At 64.5% G+C, this 22,556-nt stretch carries 19 protein-coding genes; 4 read left to right on the top strand and 15 right to left on the bottom strand.

All coding sequences use genetic code 11. The annotated features are described in order from the left end of the window. Positions 1-9 precede the first annotated feature (9 nt). The 3 genes from OO12_RS08040 to OO12_RS08050 all read right to left on the bottom strand — a co-directional run bounded on the left by OO12_RS08040 (position 10) and on the right by OO12_RS08050 (position 5,531). Positions 10-2,289 carry a TonB-dependent receptor gene (locus OO12_RS08040; protein ID WP_052215658.1) on the bottom strand — a complete coding sequence of 760 codons (2,280 nt, stop codon included), beginning with the start codon at positions 2,287-2,289 and terminating at the stop codon, positions 10-12. Between the two features lie 257 nt (positions 2,290-2,546). Further along, the gene (locus OO12_RS08045) at positions 2,547-3,059 is read right to left on the bottom strand and encodes an Lrp/AsnC family transcriptional regulator (RefSeq protein ID WP_082006418.1); all 513 of its coding nucleotides are present in this window, start codon (positions 3,057-3,059) and stop codon (positions 2,547-2,549) included. Positions 3,060-3,311: 252 nt separating this feature from the next. Further along, on the bottom strand, positions 3,312-5,531 hold the full coding sequence (locus OO12_RS08050) for a TonB-dependent receptor (protein ID WP_034158156.1): 2,220 nt from the start codon (positions 5,529-5,531) through the stop codon (positions 3,312-3,314). A gap of 312 nt (positions 5,532-5,843) precedes the next feature. On the opposite strand from OO12_RS08050, the gene OO12_RS08055 reads away from it, so the two are divergent. After that, a complete protein-coding gene (locus OO12_RS08055; RefSeq protein WP_034158157.1) occupies positions 5,844-6,608 on the top strand; it encodes an enoyl-CoA hydratase/isomerase family protein in 765 nt (254 codons plus the stop codon). Between the two features lie 4 nt (positions 6,609-6,612). Further along, positions 6,613-8,238 carry an AMP-binding protein gene (locus OO12_RS08060; RefSeq protein WP_235364711.1) on the top strand — a complete coding sequence of 542 codons (1,626 nt, stop codon included), beginning with the start codon at positions 6,613-6,615 and terminating at the stop codon, positions 8,236-8,238. Between the two features lie 6 nt (positions 8,239-8,244). On the opposite strand, the gene OO12_RS26800 is transcribed toward OO12_RS08060, so the two are convergent. From OO12_RS26800 to OO12_RS08095, 7 genes are all read right to left on the bottom strand, one after another. After that, complete coding sequence (locus OO12_RS26800) at positions 8,245-8,799, bottom strand: SDR family oxidoreductase (protein WP_052215659.1); 555 nt, start codon at positions 8,797-8,799, stop codon at positions 8,245-8,247. An 11-nt stretch (positions 8,800-8,810) separates the two neighbouring features. Next, the gene (locus OO12_RS08070; protein WP_034158158.1) at positions 8,811-9,536 is read right to left on the bottom strand and encodes an SDR family NAD(P)-dependent oxidoreductase; all 726 of its coding nucleotides are present in this window, start codon (positions 9,534-9,536) and stop codon (positions 8,811-8,813) included. Continuing rightward, the gene (locus OO12_RS08075; protein WP_235364712.1) at positions 9,533-10,036 is read right to left on the bottom strand and encodes a nuclear transport factor 2 family protein; all 504 of its coding nucleotides are present in this window, start codon (positions 10,034-10,036) and stop codon (positions 9,533-9,535) included. Before OO12_RS08075 ends, OO12_RS08070 begins: the two co-directional genes overlap by 4 nt. 11 nt (positions 10,037-10,047) lie before the next feature. Then, positions 10,048-11,163, bottom strand: a complete 1,116-nt coding sequence (locus OO12_RS08080; protein ID WP_034158160.1) for an acyl-CoA dehydrogenase family protein — start codon at positions 11,161-11,163, stop codon at positions 10,048-10,050. Between the two features lie 14 nt (positions 11,164-11,177). Next, the gene (locus OO12_RS08085; protein WP_034158161.1) at positions 11,178-12,356 is read right to left on the bottom strand and encodes an acyl-CoA dehydrogenase family protein; all 1,179 of its coding nucleotides are present in this window, start codon (positions 12,354-12,356) and stop codon (positions 11,178-11,180) included. Positions 12,357-12,434: 78 nt separating this feature from the next. Then, a complete protein-coding gene (locus OO12_RS08090; protein WP_034158162.1) occupies positions 12,435-13,319 on the bottom strand; it encodes an SMP-30/gluconolactonase/LRE family protein in 885 nt (294 codons plus the stop codon). Then, positions 13,319-14,194 (bottom strand): amidohydrolase family protein, encoded by an 876-nt coding sequence (locus OO12_RS08095; protein ID WP_034158163.1) that lies wholly within the window; start codon positions 14,192-14,194, stop codon positions 13,319-13,321. The genes OO12_RS08090 and OO12_RS08095 overlap by 1 nt, the downstream gene beginning before the upstream one ends. A gap of 194 nt (positions 14,195-14,388) precedes the next feature. Here OO12_RS08095 and OO12_RS08105 point away from each other — a divergent pair, with 194 nt between their 5' ends. Then, complete coding sequence (locus OO12_RS08105; protein ID WP_152616317.1) at positions 14,389-15,798, top strand: spinster family MFS transporter; 1,410 nt, start codon at positions 14,389-14,391, stop codon at positions 15,796-15,798. A 25-nt stretch (positions 15,799-15,823) separates the two neighbouring features. Then, entirely contained in the window at positions 15,824-17,464 is a 1,641-nt protein-coding gene (locus OO12_RS08110) for a long-chain fatty acid--CoA ligase (protein ID WP_034158165.1), read from the top strand. Positions 17,465-17,641: 177 nt separating this feature from the next. Here OO12_RS08110 and OO12_RS08115 read toward each other — a convergent pair whose 3' ends face one another. From OO12_RS08115 to OO12_RS08135, 5 genes are all read right to left on the bottom strand, one after another. Next, entirely contained in the window at positions 17,642-19,297 is a 1,656-nt protein-coding gene (locus OO12_RS08115; protein WP_052215668.1) for a flavin-containing monooxygenase, read from the bottom strand. 143 nt (positions 19,298-19,440) lie between these two features. Next, entirely contained in the window at positions 19,441-20,226 is a 786-nt protein-coding gene (locus OO12_RS08120) for an IclR family transcriptional regulator (RefSeq protein ID WP_034158166.1), read from the bottom strand. A 400-nt stretch (positions 20,227-20,626) separates the two neighbouring features. Beyond that, positions 20,627-21,079: a hypothetical protein gene (locus OO12_RS08125; RefSeq protein WP_052215661.1), complete on the bottom strand. Its 453-nt coding sequence runs from the start codon at positions 21,077-21,079 to the stop codon at positions 20,627-20,629. Beyond that, on the bottom strand, positions 21,076-21,669 hold the full coding sequence (locus OO12_RS08130; RefSeq protein WP_200887414.1) for an OmpH family outer membrane protein: 594 nt from the start codon (positions 21,667-21,669) through the stop codon (positions 21,076-21,078). The genes OO12_RS08125 and OO12_RS08130 overlap by 4 nt, the downstream gene beginning before the upstream one ends. A 119-nt stretch (positions 21,670-21,788) precedes the next feature. Further along, complete coding sequence (locus OO12_RS08135; RefSeq protein WP_034158168.1) at positions 21,789-22,550, bottom strand: SapC family protein; 762 nt, start codon at positions 22,548-22,550, stop codon at positions 21,789-21,791. Between the last annotated feature and the right edge of the window lie 6 nt (positions 22,551-22,556).

Below are 22,556 nucleotides of genomic sequence, written 5' to 3' on the forward strand. Positions count from 1 at the left end.
CCGCCATGGTCAGAAATGCTTCATCAGGTCGATGCCGATGGTGCGCGGGGTGATACTGATCGCGCGCACCTTGTCGAGCCCGCCAAAGGCATTGGCGCTAAGCTTGGCGACGATCGCCGCGCTGTTGGTCAGATTGTTGGCGAACAGCGCCACGCTCCAGTCATCGTCCGCGTCGCTGATCCCGGCACGCAGCCCGATCGTGGCATAAGCGGGCAGTTCCCGCTGGAACGCGCTGGTGTGGCGGAATTCGGTCCAGGACGAGCCGCTATAATAGACGTCCGACCGCAACAGGCCCTTCAGATTGGGGCTCAGCGCCCAACTATATTGCACGCTGCCCTGTACCGTGGCCTTGGGCACATAGGGGATCGGATCACCCTTCAGCCCCGGCGCGACCAACGTCTGATTGGCTTGGTTCTCCAACAGATGGGCGTCGATATAGGAGCCCGATGCCTGGAGCTGGAGCCCGGTCAGCGGCACCAATGTCGCCTCGACCTCGGCACCGCGCACCCGTGCCTTGCCGGCATTGGCGATGAACGCGAAATTGGTCCCGGGCAGCGTGCCCGACGTCTGCATATTCTGCCAGTCGATCTGGAAGATATCCGCATTGAAGGTCAGCATGCGATCGAAGAACATGCTCTTCAGCCCCAGCTCGTAATTCCACAAATGGTCGGAGCTATAGGTTTGCAGGCTGGCGGGCAGGCCGACCGTCTGATTGACGCCGCCCGGCCGCTGGCCGCTCGATGCGGTGGCATAGACCATCACCCGGTCGGCCAGCTTGTAACTGGCATTGGCCTTGTAGAGCCAGCCATTCTCGCTGCTCGACTGATCGGTCGCCGGGCCAGCGACAAAGCCGACGATCGGGTCGGGCACGGTCACCGCGCCGGTGACGCGGCGGCTGTAATGGAAATAACGGATGCCGCCGGTCACTGACAGGCGATCGGTGATCTCATAGGTCGCCTCGCCGAACCCGGCGGTCTGCTTCAGCTGATCGGTGATCACGCGCTGGCCGAGCAGGGTGCTGGCCGTGATCGGCAAGATCTCGCCATTGCCCGGATTGACCCGCACGATGTTGCTCTGGAAATCGCCGTCGCGGTTCGAATAATAAAAGCCGGCCGTCCATTGCAGCGGGCCATGGCCGCTTGATGAGATGCGCGCCTCGGCGCTGTCGGTCTTGGTGATCTGCGGCGAATTGGCGACGGACGGCGCTTGCGAATTGAACGCGATATAATTGGGCGACCCAACTGGATAGAGCGCACCAAACGTCCTGAAGAAGGACGAGAAATCATAGCTATAGTTGAAATCGCGATAGGCATGCGATCCGATCGCGGTCAGCGTCACCGGCCCCAGATCCCAGTTGATCGTGCCGCTGTACAGCCGCGTCTTGTCCGATAGCGGCTCCCGCGCCTCATAGGTCGTCTTATAGGCGCCGGCCGCGAGATAATAATCGTTGAGCGAGCCGCGCTGATTCTGGATCACGGCGAGCGCGTCGATCGTCAGTCCCTCGATCGGTTCGGCGCGCAGCATCAGCCGCCCGCCCTTGCTGACCTGGCCGTTAATGTCCTTCTGGCCCAGCGTGATATTGTCGATATAGCCGGGCGCGTCCTGATAGAAACCAACCGCGCGGATCGCCAGCTTGCCATCGATCAGCGGCACATTGACCATCGCCTGATTCTGGAAGCCAATGCCGCCATGCGCGACATCGGACATTTGCCCCGCCACGGTGGCGGAGATGGTCTCCAGGTCCGGCTTGTTGAAGATCATCCGCACCGTGCCGGCCATCGATGATGATCCGTAGAGCGTGCCCTGCGGACCGCGCAGCACTTCGACCCGCTCGACATCGAACAGTCGGATGGTGGGGGTCGTGCCGCCCGCATCGGCATTGACGCCGGCCGATCCGATCACCGGTGTTTCGTCATAATAAAGGCCAACCGTCGCTTCGCCTGCCGCGCGGATGTTGCGAATGGTCAGGCGCGATCCCGAAAAGCCGCTTTCGCGCACCACGAGCCCCGGGCTGACCCGGGCGAGCGAGGTGGAATCGGTAATGCCCATGGTGCCGAGCGTCTGGCCGGTGACCGCGGTGATCGCGAGCGGCGTATTCTGAATGCTGGTCGACCGCTTCAGCGCGGTGACGACGATATCGCCGCCCTGCTCCGTTTCGGCCGGTGTGGCAGCCGTTTCGTCGGTCGCGGTCTGGGCGTGCGCGGTCCCGGTCATGCCGGTGATTGCCGTGGCGAGTAACAGCGCCTTCAGGCCAGCATGGAAACGGGGGTGGCGCGGTTCGGTAGGCATAGTCAATAACCCCAGCTGGCGTTGCGCCCGGTGCGGACCTTCCCGCGACCCGCCCCAGGCCATGTGCCTGTTTCAGGAGTTCCCCGCCGCGCGATTTCTGTGCCGGCATCTTCCGCGTCGATATGCGACAACGCCATGGCAAGGCCGAAAATGACCCGCCAAATCATATTGGTGATTTGGCAATTTATAGTGGTTTTGCTCTACCACGGGCGATGAAGCTGATTAATGGGTGTCGATTCACCCGCGAATCGTAACCGTCATTCGCCTTCCTCGGGCGCGCGGGGCTCAGGGACATGAAGTGGGCGCAGATTGCCCGTCTCCAGCGGCGTGATCGCTTTCAGCGCGAAGCTCGACTGAATATGTGCGACACCCGGTATGCGGGTCAGCTCGGCCAGCAGGTCGCGATAATGTTCAAGGTCGCGCACCGCAGCATGAATCACATAGTCGGACACGCCGGTGACCAGAAAGGCCGAGACGATTTCGGCCTGCGCGCCGATCTTCGCCTCGAATGCGCGCAGCACATCGTCGATCTGGCGCTCCATCGTCACGGTAATGAACACCGTCATCGCCCCGACCAGCCGGTCGCGATCGAGCCGCGCACTATAGCCCTTGATGATGCCGCTCTCCTCCAGCCGGCGGACGCGGCGCAAGGTAGGGGTCAGCGACAGGCCGATCCGATCCGAAAGATCGCGCCAGCTGATCCGCCCATCCTCGCTCAGCGCGTTGAGAATTCTGACATCATGATCATCGATATCCGCCGCTTTGGTCATAGCGCGCTCCATCCTCTCGTCCGGGCGGTCGGGCTATCAGGGGCGGAGCCGCTTAACGAGAGTTCCGGTTTGCACGAGCGGTTTAACAGGGATGTGATTCAGCGGGGGTGCCGGGGGGATACTATGAGATCAGCTGAGATTTCGGACATCAAAAAAAGCGCCGATCCGAGAATCGGCGCCCGAGGCGTTGGAAGAGACTTGTGACGGCACCGGAATGCCGGGAGCGGCAATCCTCCGCTCCCGGCGCGACTATCAGAATTTATACTGAAACTCCGCGCCCACGACGCGACCCTTGTTAAGCGCCGAGAAGGTACCACCCGGAATGAACGGCAGCGGACCGGAAATACCGTAGGTCACCTGGTTCAGCAGGTTGGTACCGAACACCGAGAATTTATATGGCCCCTTGCTGTACGACAGGTTGCCGTCCACCATTGTCGCGGCAGGCAGGATGCCGTTGTTCAGTTCGTTATAATAAGCGAGGCTGCGATAATTGGCGCCGGCGCGCGCATCTACCGTCCCTGTACCGACCGGGAGCGAATAAGCGATCGAGCCACCATATGTCCATTTCGACAGCCGCGGCAGCACGAGCGCGTAATCCTTCGCGTTGATCACTTGATCGTTGTTCAGATCGGCGAAGATCTTGTCGTAATTGCCGTCGGTATAGCCAAGCTGTCCGGTGATCGTCAGCCCCCGGGCGGGCATGAAGACGACTTCCGCATCCACGCCCTTGATCGTCACATTGGCAGCGTTGGCGACCACCTGCAATGCGCCGACGCCAGCGACTGGCGTAACGATCTCGCGCTGCACATTGTCGATCTTGTTGTAGAAGCCGGCTAGGTTGACGCGCGCGATGCGGCCAAATTCCTGCTTCAGGCCGATTTCGAACGAATTCTGCGTTTCCTGGTCGAACGGCCCCGGAGGCACTGCGGTGTTGATGCTGCGCAGGTTGTAGCCGCCGCTGCGGAATCCCTTGGCCCAGAAGGCATAAAGCTGCGTGTTGCCAGTCGGCTTGTATTGTACGCCGAGACGCGGCGTGAAACCGTTCCAATCCTTCTTGCTGAAGAAGGTATAGTTGCACGTCCGCGCATCGAAGTTGCAACCACCCGCGACGATGTTCGCGATGCGGACCTTCTTGTCCTCCTTCGAATATCGCCCACCGACGTTCAGTGTGATCTGGTCGTTCACATGCACGTCGAACGACGCGAAGGCGCCATAGCTATGCTGGTTCTGCACGCCGCCGCCGGCGATGGTCAGCGCGCCGCCGGCCAGCAGGCGTTTCTCGAGATAATTGATCTCCTGACCGAAATAATACAGCCCGGTGGTCACGTCGATCGCCCCGAACGTGCCGGCATAGCGCAGTTCGTTGCTGAACTGGTTCTGCTCGGTTCGTGTATAGAAGTGATAGTTGGTCACTGGCTGAGAATCGATATCGGTGATCAGATCGCCCTGAAAATTGCGGTAGCCCGCGATGTTGGTGATCTTGCCATTGCCCAAGCCGACGTCGAAGTTCGTCTCCAGGCTCGCCATGTTCCAATTGTTGCGCGACAGCCCTTCTTCGTTGACCGAAATCTTGAAGGTGTCGCGGCCGAACAGGCCGAAATTGGTCGGTCGCGCGCCATCGCCGAACTGATGGCCATGTTCGTACCGTGCGATCATCTCGATCGTCTCGGTCGGCGTGAAGCGCAACGCCGGACGGATGATGATCGTCTCTCCCTTACCGAAATTATGGTTATTGTTGTACAGGTTGGTGAACCAGCCATTGTCCTTGTCGTAATAGACACCGAGCTTCACCTGGAGCTTATCCTTGATGAGCGGCCCACTTATCACACCGCTGATGTTCTTCTCGAGACCAGTCGACAAGGCCGCCTTGAAATCGACATGCAGCACATTGCTGGGCACGGTCGAGCGGATCACCACCGCACCGCCAGTCACGTTGCGGCCGAACAGGAGGCCCTGCGGGCCGCGCAGCACTTCCACGCCGGCGAGATCGAACGTGTCGAGCACGACGCCGCCGCCGATGCCGAGATAGATGCCGTCGATGAACGTGCCGACGGTGGGGTCAATCGACGGGATCGAGCTGTTGATACCGAGGCCACGGATCGAGAAGTTGGCATAGCCAGGGCTGGTACCGAGCTCGGTCAACTGCACATTGGGAATGTCGTAGCTGAGACCGGCGATGCTGCGGACATGCTGATCATCCAGCTGGTCGCTGCCGAATGCAGTGACGGCGAACGGCACGTCCTGCACGTTCTGCGCCTGGCCCCGTTTGGTAGCGGTGACGACGATATCGGTGAGGCCGCCTGGTTCGTTCGCGGGAATTTCCGCGGATTGCTGCTCCGGTGTGTCCGCAGCGGCGGGCGGGCTGGCGGGCGTGGTCGTCCCGGGCACGGTCTGCGCTGCAGCCGCCTGCGGCAAAGAAATCAGCGCCGCGCTGCCAAGCAGTAAAACGGTCTTCAGACCACTGATGTGCATCAAAATCCTCCCCTGTATCTGTCGCACGACGTTGCATGCTTGCTGTTGTTGGCTGTCAGGCGCTGCCTGCCGAGACGTCCGTGGGACGTGGCGCAGTGCTGTTCGGCCCCGCTTTGTCGTCGCCGATGCAATCTTTACTCAATCGGCAGACCGGTCGGGGATCGGAAAATCACAACCGCGATTAGGCGTCAGCGCCAATGCCGCGCAGCAAATCGCGTATGGGATTCTCCGCGCCGGCTCGATCCACCACGCAGGTCCGATGCCCGTTTCGTTGGAAGACGCGCGCTAGAAATCAAACAGGAGAGTAGCGCCGTGAGCCTGATCAAGCTGGAAGTCGCTGACTATGTTGCCGTCGTCACATTGGACAATCCGCCCGTCAACGCGCAGCCGATGGAGCTCATCCAGGAACTGATCGCGATCTTCGACACGTTCAACGACCGCGACGACGTGCGCTGCATCGTGCTGACCGGTGCCGGCAAATGTTTTTCCGCCGGCGCGGAACTGAAGAGCCGCATGGACCTGTCGGCACCTGGTGCGCGCTGGGGGCGCAACCGCTGGGTGCGCGAAGTGGGCTATTGCATCGCCGACAATTCCAAGCCGACAATCGCCGCGGTGAACGGCCCGGCACTGGGTGCGGGCCTTGGCCTGGTATCGGCGTGCGACATCATCGTCGCATCGGAACGCGCGGTGTTCGGCCTGCCCGAAGTCGATGTCGGGCTGATGGGCGGCGGCAAGCATGCGGCACGGATCCTGCCACATTCGCTCGCCAGGCGCATGATGCTGACCGGCTATCGCGCGCCGGCGGAGGAGCTGTACCGCCGCGGCGTGATCGAGGCGTGCTTGCCGCATGATGAACTGATGCCGTTCGTCATGGAGATGGCGGCCAGCATTGCCTCCAAGAGCCCGCTCGCAACACGCCTGGCCAAGGATAGCATGCGCACGATCGAGAATATGACACTGCGCGACGGCTACATCTACGAGCAGGGCAACACGGCAAAGCTGGCGCAATCGGAAGATGCCAGGGAAGCGGTTGCGGCGTTCGTCGAAAAGCGCAAGCCCGTCTTCCAGGGACGCTAAGGCAATGACCGGGGACGACGCGGCGCCGCGCCGGACGGCGATGGACTGGAACTTCGGCGACCTGTTGGATGCGACCGCCGCCAACGTCCCGGGAGACCGGCCGGCGCTAATCTGCGGCGCACGCGTGGTAAGCTGGGCCGAGTTCGACGCGCGCACCAATCGCGTCGCGCACGCGATGCTTGCCGCCGGGCTGCCGACCGGCGCCCGCATCGCGATCCTGGCGCGCAACATCCCCGAATTCATTGAGATCGCATGCGCTGCGTTCAAGGCGCGGCTGTGCCACGTCAACATCAACTATCGCTATACCACCGCCGAGATCGAATATGTGCTGGCCGACTGCCAGGCGCAGGCACTGTTCTACCAAGGTGAGTTCGCAACGCTGGTCGCACCGTTGTTCGCGGGCTTGCCCGGCCTGAAACTTGACGTGCGGATCGACCAGGACGGGCCATATGAAGCTATGGCGCGCGAGGGTGATGGCAGGCCGCTAGACATCATGCGATCGTCCGAAGACGGCTACCTGCTCTATACCGGCGGCACAACGGGCAAGCCCAAGGGGGTGATGTGGCGATCGGGCGATGCGCGCACCTCGCAGCTGGAAGCGCCGACGATCAAGACGGTGGTGCGCGACATGGCGGATCACGTCGCGATGGTCGCCGGCGCCACCGCGCCTGGCCGCGTCATTCCCGCCTGCCCGCTAATGCATGGTGCGGGCCTCAACAGCTCGATGGCGGAACTGGTCGGCGGCGGTACGGCGATCCTGCTGCCCAACACGCGCTTCGATGCAGAGGAATTGTGGGACGAGGCGGCGCGAACGCGCGCGACGCGCATCCTGATCGTCGGCGACGTGTTCGCGCGGCCGATGGCGCAAGCGCTGCGGAAGTTTCCTGGCCGGTGGGACCTCACGGCGATGCGCGTCATTTCCTCCGCCGGGTTGATGTGGAGCCGCGAGATCAAGCAGATGCTGGTGGCGGCGCTGCCGCAGGTGACGTTGGTCGACATCCTGGGGGCGTCGGAGGCGTCGGGCTTCGGCTATGCCATCACGACGGCGGCGAGCGAGACCCCGACCGGATATTTCGAGCCGGGCCGGCACACCGTCCTGATCGAGCCGGAGACGGACCGCGTGCTGGAGGCCGACCAGCCGGGCGAAGGCTGGCTGGCGCGGCGGCCGCCGTTCGCGCTCGGCTATCACGGCGATCCGGCGAAGACCGCCGCGACCTATCGTCGGATCGGTGGTGAGACGTTCGCGATCCCCGGCGACATGGCGGTGCGCGAGGCGGATGGGCGGCTGCGGCTGATCGGGCGCGGCAACATGGTGATCAACACTGGTGGCGAGAAGGTGTTCCCCGAGGAGGTCGAGGAAGCGATGAAGCGCGCGCCCGGCATCGAGGATGCGATCATCGTCGGCGTGCCGGACCCGGTGTGGGGCAAGAAGGTGATCGGCCTGGCGCGCACCTCCGATGGTTATGACGAGCGCGCCGCGCATATCGCGATGCTGCAAGAGCTTGCGGCGTACAAACTGCCCAAGCGGATCATTGTGCTCGACGACCTGCCGCGGCATGCGAGCGGCAAGAGCGATTATCGCCGCGCGCTGGAGATCGCGCTCGAGGAACTGGGGCTGGCAGCGGCCTGACATCAGTCAGCGGCGGCGCGCCTGACGAAACTTCAGGTTGTTGCCGCCATCGACCAGCACCGTCTCGCCAGTGATCGACAGGGCGTCGAACAACGCTGCGGCCTGAATCGCCGCATCCGCAATCACCGGTTCGTCTGCGGCCGTCGTGCCGAGCGGCAGCGCGACCAGATTGGCGCGCACGCCGTGACGGCCATATTCCATCGCCACACTGCGCACGATCCCGACCAATGCGGCGCTGGCCGCCGCCTGCCCCGTGGCGTGCCAGCGGCCAAGATGCGCGTCGGTGCCGATAACGACGATGCTGGCAGCGGGGGCGAGGTGCTCGAACGCTGCCTGCAGCGCGGCCACGCGGCCGAGCGTCGCGTCGATCAACTGGGCGGTGAAGGCGCTATCGGCGAGATCGAGAAACGGTGTCTCCACCGCGCTGTCGGTGCCGTCGATCAGGACGGCATCGACGTCGTGCTCGGCCGCGACGTAAGCGCCACCCGCGATCAACCTGGCGGCGATCGCCGCGACGGCTCCGGCGGGTCCGACGGTTAGCAGGCGGTGCGGTGCGGTCATTGGCGCCACGTTCAATACAGTCCGACGCCGATGGTCTTGCCGCCATCGACCAGCAGCACCTGGCCGGTCATCGACCGGCCGGCGGGCGAAGCGAGATAGGCGACCGCGCCGGCGATCACCGCGGGATTGAGCGGGCCGCCGCCCGGCTCCATTTCGATCAATTTCTCGCGCAGGGCGGGCGAGAAATTCTCGATCATCCGCGTCTCGACCATGCCAGGCGCGACCGCATTGACGGCGATGCCGCGCCAGCGCAACTCGGCGGCCATCGCGCGGGTCATGCCGACCACTGCCGCCTTGGACGCGACATAGTGCGCGCCGCCGATCCCGCCGAGATAGCCGCGCGAGGCGATGTTGACGATCGCACCGCTTTGCATGCGCCGTGCGGCTTCCTGCGCGACGATGAAGCTGCCCATCACATTAATGCGCAGCGCGCAGGCGAAATGCCCGGACGTCAACTCGGCGAAGGGCAGCATGTCGGCGGGAATCGCCGCATTGTTGACGACCACGTCGAACGGTCCTCGTTCCTCCATCAGCGCCGCCACCGCCGCACGGTCGGTCACGTCGAGCGCCACGCCGGTGATGCGAAGGTCGGGCTCGGCATCGGCGACGGCGGACGCGTCGATGTCGGCGGCGGTCACCTGCCAGCCCGCAGCCGCCAGCGTGACTGCGATCGCCCGACCGATGCCGCGCGCACCGCCGGTGACCAGGGCGCGCTTGTCCGTCGCCGGCCCGGTCACCCGAACAGCGCGTAGACGGGGTCGTCGGGATAGCGCCCGCCGACCGGCTTGCGCGCGCCGAAGCGTTCCGCCTCGCTGCCCGGGGGCAGTGGCATCTGCTCGACCCAGTCGTAGATCACGACGCGATTCAGGATCCGCCACTCATCACCGCGCTTTTCAAACCAGTCGATATAGCGACCCTTCAGGTCCCATTGTTGCAGCCCGTCCGGGCCCGGCTGGCGCTGGAAGGCGGAGAAATATGTCTCCACCGCCGCGCCGTCATCGCGCAACTCGATCAGCATGTTGTGCAGTTGATGGATGCCGCGATCGATTTTTGGCAGCACGCTCATCGCCCAGTCGCAAAATCCTTCGGCACTGCCCTTGTACTGGCCGTGATCGTCGGTGCCGTCGGGCCAGTAGGCGGAGCGCAGCGCGGCTTCGTCCATGCGGTCGATGCCGCGGCAATAGCGCAGCAGACTATCGTGGATTGCCGCGCGGTCGATCAGGTCTTGCAAGGTCAAAACGGCTCTCCTCAGGCAGGGATCGCGGCGAAGCGCGCGCGGTGATGCTCGGCGGGGCCGAAGGCGAGGTTGAGCATCATCTGGCGGCGCAGGTGATGGCTGACGATCAGTTCCTCGCTGATGCCAACACCGCCGTGCAGCTGCACCGCCTGCTGCCCAACATAGATGCCGCTTTCGGACACGCGCACCTTGCCCGCCGCCACCGCGCGCGCGCGCTCGGCCGCGTCCCGCTGCAGGTTGAGCGTCGCGTGATAGGCCATCGACCGCGCTTCCTCGCCCGCGACGATCATATCGACCATGCGGTGCTGCAACACCTGGAAGCTGCCGATCGCCACGCCGAACTGCTCGCGCGTGCGGATATAATCGAGCGTCGCAACGGACGCCGCCTCCATCGATCCGACAGCCTCGGCCAGCTGCGCGGCAATCGCGCGATCCACCGCCGCCTCGATAACCGGCAGCGCGCTTTCAGCATCACCGACTGGCAGGCCAGCGACGTTCTCCAGCGTCAGCCTGGCGTGGCGATGGCCATCGATCGCGCGGAAGGCATCGACCGTCAGACCGTCCGCTGCGCGGGGGAGCAGGAACAAACCGATGCCGTCGCGTTCATCGGTGGCGCCCGCGGTGCGCGCGGAGACCAGGAACCAGTCCGCGTCGGCGCCGTCCTCGACATGGGCCTTCGCGCCCCACAGCCGCCAGCCTTCCGGCCCCCGTTCGGCACGGGTGGCGACACGGTGGAGATCGTAGCCGCCATCGGCCTCGATCAAGCCGGCCGCCGCCAGAGCCTCGCCGGTAGCGACGCGCGCCAGCAGTTCAGCGCCCGCCTCGCTGCCCGCAAGCAGTGCTGGTACGAGAACGCAGCAACTGACATAGGGCACCGTGATCAGGTGGCGGCCAATCCCTTCCATCACCGCCATCACCTCGGCCGGGCCACCGCCAAGCCCGCCATCAGCTTCGGCGATCGGCAGCATCAGCCAGCCCAGGTCCGCCATCTCGCCCCAGCGCCGCCTGGCGGCCTCCGGCCCAGCGGCCAGGATCTTCAGGCGATCGGACGCCGCCCATTTCTCCGCGCCGTAGCGATCGACGCTGTCTCGCAGCATCTGCTGTTCGTCGGAATAGCTGAAATCCATCGGAGCGGCCCTCCTTACAGGCCGAGCGCGCGGCGCGCGATGATATTGTGCTGGATCTCGCTCGACCCGCCATAGATCGAGGTGACGCGCGCATAGAGCGCGCCCTGCATCGCATACGGCATGTCGGCACTCGCGCCGGTGTCGCCAAGGGCGGCGAAATGCGCCGCCTCCGGTCCCAGCGCCTCAACCCACAAGGCGGTGCCGGCTTGCGTCAGTTGCGACCAGCGCAGCTTGACCATCGAGCCGCGCGGGCCGGAATCCGCGCCGCGCGCCGCATCGTCCATCAGTCGCAGAACCATGGTCTGCAGCGCAATCACTTCGATCTCATATTGCGCGAGTTTCGCCGCGAAGCCCGGCGTCTCGATCAGCGGCATGTTGCCGATACGCCGCCAGGTCGCCGCGTCGCGAATGCCCCGTACCGTCTGGGTCAGGAAGATGGCGGTGGCGGCGCTGACCATGCGCTCGCGGTCAAGCAGCACCTTGCCATAGCCCCAACCCCTGCCCTCTTCGCCAAGCAAGTTTCCGACCGGAACGCGCACATCGTCGAAGAACAGTTCGTTGGTATGGTATTTCTCGTCCATCGTCGGGATCTTCTGCACGCGCAGGCCCGGCGTGTTCATGTCGACCAGGATCAGCGAAATGCCCTGCTGGCGCTTGGCCTCCTGCGAGGTGCGGGCAAGCACGAAGACGTGGCTCGCGACATGCGCATAGCTGGTCCACATCTTCTGCCCGTTGATGACATAATGCTCACCGTCGCGATCGGCGCGGGTGCGCAGCGCCGCGAGATCGGAACCGGCGCCAGGCTCCGAATAGCCCTGGCACCACCAATCCTCCAGCGTCAGGATGCGCGGCAGATAGCACGCCTTCTGTTCCGGCGTGCCATAGGTGAAGATGATCGGCCCGATCAGTTCCAGCCCTTGATGGAACTGCGCGGGAGCATCGGCGCGTGCCGCCTCACTCCAGAAGATATATTGCTGCGTCGGTGTCCAGCCGGTGCCGCCATATTCCTTGGGCCAGGTCGGCGCGCCCCAGCCGCGATCGTTGAGGCGCCGCTGATAGTAGATCAGGTCCTCGGGCTCGAGCCGGAGCCCGCTGCGCACCTTGGAGCGCCAGCCGTCCGGAATGCCCCCGGCAAAAAATTCCCGCACCTCGCTCTGGAAGGCGAGATCGGCGGCGTCGAAATCCAGGTTCATGGTTCTTTTCGATCCTCTCGGGCGAGACGGTGCGGTGCCGCTCCCGGCCGGGCAATGCCGGGCGCGACGCTTGCCGGACTATTCGCGGATGTGATTGTCCTGGTAGCGGCCTTCCTGCAGCCCGCGCGCGCCCAGCCCGGTAATGGCGACGATCCGCCCGGCATTGGGATGATCGCTCTTCAGGCGCTGACCGGAGTCCGCGATGGTCGTGACGTACAGCGTGGCGAGTCCCGGCCCGCCAAATGCGGGACAGGCCGGGTACGGGATCGGCAGGTCGATGCTGCGCAACAACATGCCGTCCGGCGCGATGCAGACGATCCGCTGTGCGAGCACAAGCGCGACCCAGAGATTGCCGTCGGCATCCACCGTCGCACCGTCCGGGCCCGAGCCGCACGGGCGGCAATCGATCAGATCGCGACGTGGCCCGATCGCACCGGTTGCGGAATCGTAAGGATGAGCGCGGATCACGCCTTCCAGGCTGTCGGCGAAATAGAGCGTGCCGCCATCGGGCGAGAAGCAGATCGCGTTGGTCAGCTTCAGCCCGCCGACCAGATCGCGTGCACGCCCTGCGTCCAGTTGCCACAGCAAGGCGTCACTCAACTCGGTGCCAGCGCCGTGCACCTGCATCTGGCCGCTCAGAAAACGACCGGCGCGATCAGCCTTGCCGTCGTTGAGTCGCAGCGTTGCGTCTTCGGGCAGCAGCGCGATGGCGCTCGCGCCGCCCGTATCGCCATCGATGCGATAGAAGCCGTCCGCCAGCGCCGCGACCAGCCCGCCATCGGCCAATCCGATACTGCCGACTGGCCGATCCTGTGGCAGCGTCGCGCGCAGCGTGCCGTCGCCGGAGGCGGCATGAATGAGCCCGGCGAGCGAATCCACCCACCACAGGCAGTGCCGTGCATCGTCCCATACCGGGCTTTCACCCAGCCTGCAGCGATGCTTCCCGAAAAAGGCGATCTCCATCAATTCTCCCCCGCGATGCGATAGATGCGCGCCGCGGTGTCGTGCCACAGCGCCTGGCGGTCGGTGTCGGGCAGGTCCCGGATGGCCGAGTCGAAGCGCGCGACGATCGTCGGGTAATCCGCCATCACCAGATCGACCGGCGCGTTGCTGCCGATCATCAGCCGATCGCTGCCGAACAGGCCGAGCAGGCGCAGGATCAACGGCCGGATCGTGTCCGCCGACCAGTCGCGCCGCACCAGCCCCGGTCCCGAAAGCTTCACCACGACATTGCGACAGGCGGCGAGTCGCGCCATGCCCTCGGCCCAGACGGGATCGCCATCCGCAAGCGCGAAATGCTCGATCACGATCGGGGTGCCGGGGAAGTCGCGCGCCAGCGCCGCAGCCTCCGCCAATTGCTCCGGCCAGAGCATGATATCCGCCACACCGCCCGCCGCGTCGAGCGCCGCATAACCACGTCGCCAGCCGGCATCGGCGAACGGCGTGCGTGCCGGACGCTTTAGCGCGGGATCGCCCGGCCATTCGGTGGTGATGCGGATGCCACGCCAATTGGCGAAAGCGGCATCCGCCGCAATCCGTGCCCCGGCATCCACCGCCGCAAGATCGATCCGGGTCAGGAAGGCGTGCGGAAAGCCATGCGCATCGGCGATCGCCTGCATCGCCCGCGCTTCGCCGTCCGGCGGCGTGAACGCAGCCTCGACATGCACGGAAGCGACCACGCCAGCGGCACGTGCATCTGCCATGAACGTCCCGACATCATAGTGCCGGCGCAGCTCTGCGCTGTTGCCCCAGAAACGCGCGACTGGCGCGGTGGACAGCATCGGATGATGCCCGCTGTCCACGTCCCACAGATGATGATGCGCGTCGATGCGCCGCATGCGCCGCCTCTCCCGTCGTTTATCGGCGCGGAGAGTGACGCGGCGAACGCGCAATATCCCGCATCCGGCGGAACGGTCGCGGCAATTTACATAGGTGATAATCGGCAGGTGGCGGACGTGGCGATAAACATGCGTGGCCGCCCCCCTATCATCGGCATTTCGCCCCGACGGCAGATCGGCGGCAGGAGAGCGACGTGACGGATCAGACGATAGCCCGGCTTACGCTGACAACCCCGGACGGCATCGTCGCGCCGGATCCGCTCGCCGGCGATCCCACCCCCGCTCCGATCGTGGACGCCGCGTCAAGCGACGATGACAGTCCGAAGGTCTTCCCGCTCGGCGTCATGCTGCTGATGATGCTGATCTACACGCTCAATTTCTTCGACCGGCAGATCCTGACCATTCTGGTCGAGCCGATCAAGGCGGATCTCGGCCTGTCCGACAGCCAGATCGGTGCGATCAGCGGCCTCGCCTTCGCGTTGCTTTACACCGCCGCAGGCCTGCCGCTGGCACGCTTCGCGGACAAGACCAATCGCGTGCACATGATCTCCGGCGCGCTTGCCGTCTGGAGCATCTTCACCATCGCCTGCGGCTTCACGCGCAGCTTCGGCCAGATGCTGCTGACGCGCATCGGCGTCGGTGTGGGCGAGGCGGGCTGCACCCCGGCCGCACACAGCCTGATCACCGACTATGTGCCCCGCCATCGTCGTGCACTGGCGCTGGCCATGTACCAGATGGGAGTGCCGTTGGGATCGCTCACCGGCCTGGTCGTTGGCGGCATCCTCGCCTCCACGCTCGGCTGGCGCTGGGCGTTCTTCATCGCCGGTGCGCCGGGACTGTTGCTGGCGGTGATCGTGCCATTCGCAATGAAGGAGCCGCGGCGCCAGGCCAGCGTCGCCGCAGCCGCAGTGCCCATTCCGCTGCGCGCCGGGCTCGCGGTGCTGTGGCGCAAGCGATCGTTCGCATATATCTGCGTGGCGTCCGGCTTCTCCGCCTTCGGCTTCTACGGGCTCAGCGCGTTTTCGGGATCGCTGTATATCCGTACGCATCCCGAACAATTGGGTACCCTGGCGAGCAGCGTCGGCATGGCGCCGACCGCCTTGCTCGGCGTCCTACTCGGGCTGATGGTCGGCATCTGCGGCGGGCTCGGCACCTTCCTGGGCGGCTTCCTTTCGGATCGGTTTGCGCGCTCCAGCATCGCCAATTACGTGTTGTTTTGCGCTGTTGCGATCACGGCTGCCGCGCCCTTGTTCACACTGGTGGCGCTGGCCGGCGACATGCGCGTGTCGCTCGGCCTGTTCGGTGCAGCCCTGTTCTGCCAGACGATGAGCTACGGCCCGGTCTATGCCGCAATCCAGACCGTCGCCGAACCGCGAATGCGCGGCATGGCGGTGGCGATCCAGATTCTGTTCGTGAACCTGATCGGACTAGCGCTTGGGCCGTTGTTCGTCGGCGTGATGAGCGACCTGTTCACCGGCTGGTTCGGCGCGATCCAGGGCCTGCGCTTCGCCATCTCGCTGGTCGGCGCGCCAATGTTGCTGAGCGGCCTGATGTTCATTCACGCGACCCGCCTCGTCCACCGCGAGGATGCGGCGACGGCCTGAACCCAACCAAGATCCGGAGAAAGACATGATCGGCCTGATGCAACAGCAGCAGCTGACCACCGGCGCGCTGATCGACCATGCCGCGCGCAACCATGGCCGCACGGAAATCGTCTCGCGCCGCCCCGACGGCGGCCTGGATCGGTCGGACTGGAGCACGGTCTCGCGGCGGTCGCGGCGAGTCGCGGCGATGCTCGCGACGCTCGGGGCGCAGGCCGGCGACCGCATCGCCACGCTCGCGTGGAACCGGCTGCCCCATCTCGAACTCTATTACGGCGTCACCGCGGCCGGCATGGTGCTGCACACCATCAACCCGCGCCTGTTCGCCGATCAGATCCGCTACATCGTCGATCATGGCGGCGCGCGCATCCTGTGCGTCGATCCGGATCTGCTGGCGATCGTTGAACCGGTGATCGCCAACCTGGCCGGGATCGAGCAGATCATCATATTGTGCGCCGACCACGAGATGCCGGAGAGCACCCTCCCCGGCCTGCTCGCCTATCACGATCTCGTCGCCGCGGCCGAGCCGATCACGGCCTGGCCCGCGCTTGATGAGAACACCGCCTCCAGCTTGTGCTACACCAGCGGCACCACCGGCAACCCGAAAGGCGTGCTCTACAGCCATCGCTCGACCGTGCTGCACGCATTCGCGGCGTGCGCGGCGGATTCGATGGCGCTGTCGGCGCGCGACACGGTGCTGCTCGCGCCCCCCTTGTTCCACGTCAATGCCTGGGGCCTCCCCTTCGCCTCGGCGATGTCTGGCGCGAAGCTGGTGATGCCGGGGTCAGCGCTGGATGGTGCGTCAATCTACCAGTTACTTCGCGATGAGGGTGTCACCTTCTCACTCGGCGTGCCGACCTTGTGGTTCACCGTGCTCGACTATATCGAACGGCAGGTGAGCGAGGCGGACCGCGCCGCGTTGAAACTCAACCGCGTGTTCATGGGTGGCGCCGCGACGCCCCGCGCGCTGATCGAGCTGTTCCGCAACCTGCTCGGTGTCACCGCCAACCAGGCCTGGGGAATGACGGAGACCAGTCCCGTGTCCACCGTGTGCCAGCCGCTCGCGCATCAGGCGGGGCTGACCGGCGATGCGTTGACCGATATATTGGCGTGTCAGGGGCGCGCGGTGTTCGGTATCGAACTGCGCGTCGAAAACGACGATGGCAACGCATTGCCGCATGACGGTGCGGGCTCCGGGCTGCTCAAGGTCCGTGGGCCGTGGGTGCTCAACGCCTATTATGGATCGGAACCGGGTTCGGCGGTCGATGCCGATGGCTGGCTCGACACCGGCGATGTCGCGCGGATCGACGCGGACGGCTTCCTCCACCTTACCGACCGCGCGAAGGACGTGATCAAGTCGGGCGGCGAGTGGATCAGCTCGATCGACCTGGAAAACGCCGCCACCGCGCATCCCGCGGTGGCCGAGGCGGCGGTGATCGGGGTACCGCATCCGCGCTGGCAGGAACGGCCTTTGCTCCTCCTGCGCCTGCATCCAGGCGAACGCGTCGAGAAGCTGGCGATGCTCGATCATCTGACTGGCCATGTCGCCAGATGGTGGCTGCCCGACGACGTGCTGGTCGTCGATGACCTGCCGCACACCGCGACGGGCAAGTTGCTGAAGACCGAATTGCGCGCGCGTTACCGCGAACATCTCGGCGGCGTGGGATGACGATCGGCCGACGCTGATAATCTGGCGCACCGCGCGGTCGATCCGGCGCGCGTCAAAACCCGTGTTGATGTCGGCGAACCCGCCGACCCGCCGGTCAACGGGCAAGCGGCCCTTCAGCGTGCGTTGCTCGCCGACCAACGCGACGACGTTGACCGCGGCGTTGGTGCCCGGCACCGCTCAGGCGCTCACCAACGCGCCGACAGGTTCGAACACCAACTCGGCATAGCCGCTATCGACCACCGCCTGGCAATGCTCGCCATATTTCGCGAACCCCCCCGTAAACATCGTCAGCCCGCGTGTCTTGCCCTCGACGTTCGCCCCGACATACCAGGTGTTCGCCTTTGAGAGCAGCGTCTTCTCGGCGAGCATGCGGACGATTTCCATCCAGCGTTCCTCGCTCTCGCGGGTCGGCTCCGCCGTCACCATGCCGGTTGCCTCCATGTGATCGATCAGCGCGCAGATCCAATCGACATTCTGTTCATTGATCGAGATGATGTTGGCAAGCGCCGCCGGGCCGTTGGCACCGCAAACCATGAACAGGTTGGGAAAGCCAGCCAGCATCAGGCCGAGATAGGATACGGCACCATCTTGCCACTTCTCACGCAGGTCCAGCCCGTTGCGCCCGCGCACCTCGAAGGCCATCAGTGCACCGGTCAGCCCGTCATAGCCGGTCGCGAGGATCAGCACGTCGAGCGGCACCTCGCCGCTCTGCAGCTTCACGCCAGTCTCGGTAATCTCCGCGATCGGATCCGCGAACAGGTCGATCAGATGCACGTTCGGCTTGTTGAACTGTTCGTAATATTCGGTGTCGAGGCACGCGCGCCGCGCGAAGATCGGGTAGCCGCGCGGTTTCAACGCCTCGGCGATCTTCGGATCTTCCACCACTTGGCCGATCTTGTCGCGGACGAACTCCGCGACCTGGTCGTTCGCATCCGGATTGCTCATCAGGTCGGAGAAGGTTCCGAGAAAGGCATGGCCGCCGGCCTTCCAGGCATCCTCCATCAACTGCAGACGCTGCGCGCGCGGCAGGCTGAAGAACGGGCGGGTCGATGAGGGGCGCACGCCGCCCAGCAGGCTGGCGCGCGCTGCGGCGCGCAGGCCGGCATAATGGTCCTTGATCTCGCTCACATGTTCCAGATCGAGCTTGTCGTTGCGCATCGGCATGGTGAAGCTCGGCGTGCGCTGGAAGACGTAGAGTTCGCCCACCGCCTTGCCGACCTCGGTGACGATCTGGATCCCGGTCGATCCGGTGCCGATCAGGCCAACGCGCCGGCCGGAGAAATCGACCTGCTCGTGCGGCCATTTCTGCGCGCGAAAGATATCGCCCTCGAACCGGTCGAGGCCGGCGATCTCCGGATCCTTGGGGATCGACAGCGGCCCCGTCGCCATGATGCAATAGGTTGCCTCATAGGTGTCACCCTGGTCGGTCTTGACCGTCCACAAGCGGCGATCATCGTCCCACACCGCGCTGGTGACCCGCGTGGCAAAGGTGAAGTCCTTGCGAAGGTCGAGCTTGTCGGCGACGAAATTGGCATAGGCAAGGATTTCCGGCTGCGCGGCGAACTGCTCGGTCCAGGTCCATTCCTGCTGGATCTCGTCCGAGAATGAATAGCTGTAATCGACGCACATCAGATCGCAACGTGCGCCGGGATAGCGGTTCCAATACCATACGCCACCGACATCGCCGCCGGCCTCGATGCCGATCACCCGCATCCCGCGCTCGCGAAGACGATAGGTCATGTACATGCCGCCAAAGCCGGCGCCGACCACCACGGCATCCAGCGTTACGACGCCGCCCGAGGCCCGCCGCCGCAATTCTTCAGTATCGCCCATCTTGAAAACCTCTCCACATTCGAGCGTGTGGAGCGACAATGGGGCGGATACCGGCAGAGCGGCCATCAAACCGCCGTCCCCTTGCGAAAATCACATATGCGGATCGTGGGCCCTGGGCGAACGCGCGATAGCGCCCGATCCTGTCAGTCGTTCTCGACGCTCGTCTCGACCGCCGGCGTCGCATGCGAGCGTTCGTTGAACGCGGCGATCATCTCGCGCATGATCGCCAGTATGTCGGACTTGTTGCGCGAGATGCGATCCGCCAGCCCGCCAACGCCGATCGCCAGCGGGATGCCGTGCAGGTCGGCATCCAGCGCGATCGAAATCGACGACACGTCGGGCGTGGGCCAGTTGGGGAAGTAGCAATAGCCGACCTGCCGGATCCAGGCGACGTCCTTCATGATCCCCTCGTAACTGACGCGGTCGTCCTTCATCTCGTAATGATTGGTGTAGCGGCACAATTTATCGATCGCCCGGTCCGTCATCCGGGCCATCATCGCACGCCCCCCGCTCGAATCGACCAGCAGCCGCATCGTGCCGTCGGGGGGCACGTTCTTGAATTCGTGGTCTGGGCCGCGCAGAAACAGATACTGGACGAACAGATCGTTCTGCGTCGATAGGCCGACGGTCTCGTCGGTGCGGCGCTGCATCTCGTTGACCAGATCGCGAAAGCCGCCTTCGGCCTGGATATAGCCTGCCACCCAATTGCCCAGTTGGTTGAGTCGCATGGTCGGCAGATACGTGCGCTTGACGCGATTATAGTTGAGATAGCCGAGCAGGACCATGCTCTTGAGCAGGTTGGTCGTGCTCGATTGCGGATAACCGAGCTCCGAATAGATTTCATGGAGCGCCATCGGGCGCCGGCGTTCGGCAAAAAGCTCCAACACCTCGAATGTCCGCATTGCCGATTTCACGGCGCGTCGCTGCATCGTCTTCTCCGTGGCGCCACATGATCGCTACCGGCGCTGCGTCGGCACTAACACCGATGTTTGGCTAAATCGACTTGGCGTTGGCACGATACGACAAGATCGAACTGAACGCCTATCGCCGGATCGCTCCGGCTCAAATCACAAAATACGCAAAGCGCATTTGGCCAACCGCTGAGGTCGCGTTCCGCTGCCGGCACCGCCGGGCTCGCGTCACACGGCGCCTGAGATGCCCTGACACGACATAGCGGATTCCATCCTTCTGTAGCGATAACCCCCGACCAGGTGGCGGAGCGGGAGGGATTCGAACTGACGAGCCAAGCAGCTGGTTTAAAGCAACCGCTCGCCCTTCAGCCTTTTCCGAGAGTCCGATTACCCAATGCCGGCATGATCCGCCAAATGCTCATACCGCCCTATCGGTGGGAGTTGTTGCCGCCGATGGTTCAAGCTGAATCAGGAGCCGCAAGGGCAAAAGCATCCCCTTGGGCGGTGGTGTCGTAAGACTGTGTCCGACGATAAGCCCGCGCAAGTCGGCATTCGCGGTCGTATCGGCAAAGGGAGCGAAGTCAGTGCGTGAGATACGCCCGTCCGGCTCGATCCAGATTTTCAACTCCAGCGGCTGGGTCGGCTTGTCGGACATTGGGCGGGTCGTCTCGAGATAGGTACGCAAACGGGCCGCGGCTTCGCCTTCCCCCTGAAGCCAGCTGGCGATGGTGACGGTTGCGGCTTCGGCATAGGTTACCCACTCCACCGGGGCGGCCGAGGGCGAGAGGCTTTGCGCCCGCGCATCGGGCGCGCTGCCGCAACCGAAGATGCCGACGGTGATCGCAGCGAGCGCGCCGGAGAGGCGCCTCATTGCGACCGCTGCCCCTGGCCATTGGTCGCCGGCTGCGCGGGCAAGCGCTCACGCTCGAAGCTGATGGTCCGGATACGGGCGTTCAGCCCTTCGACGACACCGGCGGTCAGATCATTGGCATAGTTGCCGCCGAGCGCAGCACCACGGTCGAGCAACAGGCCGCAATTCTTGCCCGCATAGACCTGAGCGATGACCGGCTGGGCTTCGGTGGCGATCCGGTCAAGCGCCTTGGCGCGCGTTGCCTCGATCTCGCGTCCATTATGTGCGGCCTTTTGCTGGAGCGCCTGCCAACGGTTGGCCATCGCTTCGCTGCGCTGGCGAAGCTGGTCGGCCGACAGAGATGCGCGCTGGGTCTCCAGCGTACGGGCCTCGGTTTCCAGTGGAGTCCGCTCGTTGTCGATTTCGGCCTGCGCCGCCTTGGTCAGTTCCAGAAGCCGTGCGGTCGCGACCTTGCCGACTTCGGCATTGGCGAAGATCGCTTCGCGCGAGAGCAGGCAAATACCGGCGATGATCGGCCCGCCAAGAGGTGCCGCCGCCGGCTGAGCGGGTGCGCCACCGACCCGCGGGGATGCTGTCTGGGCGGAAGTCATCGTCGCAAAACCGGTGAGAACAAGGGTCGAAGCCAACATAGGCATGAACGTGATTCGGGACATGATTCGGGATCTTTCCGGCTTAAGGAGAAATTCGGCTGGCGGGTATCATCGCAAGGCTACGACCGGGTGACGGCAGCGCGGGCCTCCTGACGCGACAACAGTGCGGAAAAACGCTCGAGCGAGGTAAGATGGAAATGGACGAGCGCCAACCAGCCGCGCTTGTGCCAGTCGAGCACGACGTCATCCGCCAGGCCGGCGAATTTTTCGGCATCGACGATCTGGAAACCCTCCAGACCAACTGTACGGCCATCCGGCAAGGTGGCGTCAGCACGGCGGTCAATCAACATATCGGTTGCCACCAGCGCGGCGCAAAAGGCCTGCGTCGCGGCGACCTCACCTTGAAATGCCTCGCAAAAGGCGAGCGCCTGCACGGTCAGGTCGCTGGGTCGACCGTCCTCGAACAATGCCGCGCCGACATCCCCGGCCTGCGTCACCCGACCGGACCCGGTGTCGACCGCAAGCGCAAAACCATCGGGGTTCTCGGTGGCGATGAATCCAAAGGGATAGCGGCGAACATAAGCCGGGACATAGGCGTCGGCGGTCCAGGCCCCATCGGCGACGAACAGATTGTCATGCTCCAGGCCAAGCAGCGCGACCGGTGCGACATCGCCCGCCGCGAAGACGATGGGATAGTTGCGAGCGGCAGCGGCCAGTTCGCCCACCACGATCGGTACAAAGGCGGTTTCAGCGGCGAAAGACGCATCACCATCCTTTAACCGCCAATCGGCATGAGTGATGGAAGACAGCGGTACCGGCTCGCGGTAAAACAGCGGCAGACGGCGTGCCGCTTCGGGCGCGTTCTGCGATCGGGACGACATTCGAAA

The organism is Sphingomonas sp. ERG5 (assembly GCF_000803065.1).
Classification (GTDB): Bacteria; Pseudomonadota; Alphaproteobacteria; order Sphingomonadales; family Sphingomonadaceae; genus Sphingomonas.

Coding starts and splice junctions, on each gene's coding strand:
- OO12_RS08040 (WP_052215658.1), bottom strand. CDS start 2,289: ATGCCTACCGAACCGCGCCACCCCCGTTTCCATGCTGGCCTGAAGGCG.
- OO12_RS08045 (WP_082006418.1), bottom strand. CDS start 3,059: ATGACCAAAGCGGCGGATATCGATGATCATGATGTCAGAATTCTCAAC.
- OO12_RS08050 (WP_034158156.1), bottom strand. CDS start 5,531: ATGCACATCAGTGGTCTGAAGACCGTTTTACTGCTTGGCAGCGCGGCG.
- OO12_RS08060 (WP_235364711.1), top strand. CDS start 6,613: ATGACCGGGGACGACGCGGCGCCGCGCCGGACGGCGATGGACTGGAAC.
- OO12_RS26800 (WP_052215659.1), bottom strand. CDS start 8,799: ATGACCGCACCGCACCGCCTGCTAACCGTCGGACCCGCCGGAGCCGTC.
- OO12_RS08080 (WP_034158160.1), bottom strand. CDS start 11,163: ATGGATTTCAGCTATTCCGACGAACAGCAGATGCTGCGAGACAGCGTC.
- OO12_RS08085 (WP_034158161.1), bottom strand. CDS start 12,356: ATGAACCTGGATTTCGACGCCGCCGATCTCGCCTTCCAGAGCGAGGTG.
- OO12_RS08090 (WP_034158162.1), bottom strand. CDS start 13,319: ATGGAGATCGCCTTTTTCGGGAAGCATCGCTGCAGGCTGGGTGAAAGC.
- OO12_RS08095 (WP_034158163.1), bottom strand. CDS start 14,194: ATGCGGCGCATCGACGCGCATCATCATCTGTGGGACGTGGACAGCGGG.
- OO12_RS08110 (WP_034158165.1), top strand. CDS start 15,824: ATGATCGGCCTGATGCAACAGCAGCAGCTGACCACCGGCGCGCTGATC.
- OO12_RS08115 (WP_052215668.1), bottom strand. CDS start 19,297: ATGGGCGATACTGAAGAATTGCGGCGGCGGGCCTCGGGCGGCGTCGTA.
- OO12_RS08120 (WP_034158166.1), bottom strand. CDS start 20,226: ATGCAGCGACGCGCCGTGAAATCGGCAATGCGGACATTCGAGGTGTTG.
- OO12_RS08125 (WP_052215661.1), bottom strand. CDS start 21,079: ATGAGGCGCCTCTCCGGCGCGCTCGCTGCGATCACCGTCGGCATCTTC.
- OO12_RS08130 (WP_200887414.1), bottom strand. CDS start 21,669: ATGACTTCCGCCCAGACAGCATCCCCGCGGGTCGGTGGCGCACCCGCT.
- OO12_RS08135 (WP_034158168.1), bottom strand. CDS start 22,550: ATGTCGTCCCGATCGCAGAACGCGCCCGAAGCGGCACGCCGTCTGCCG.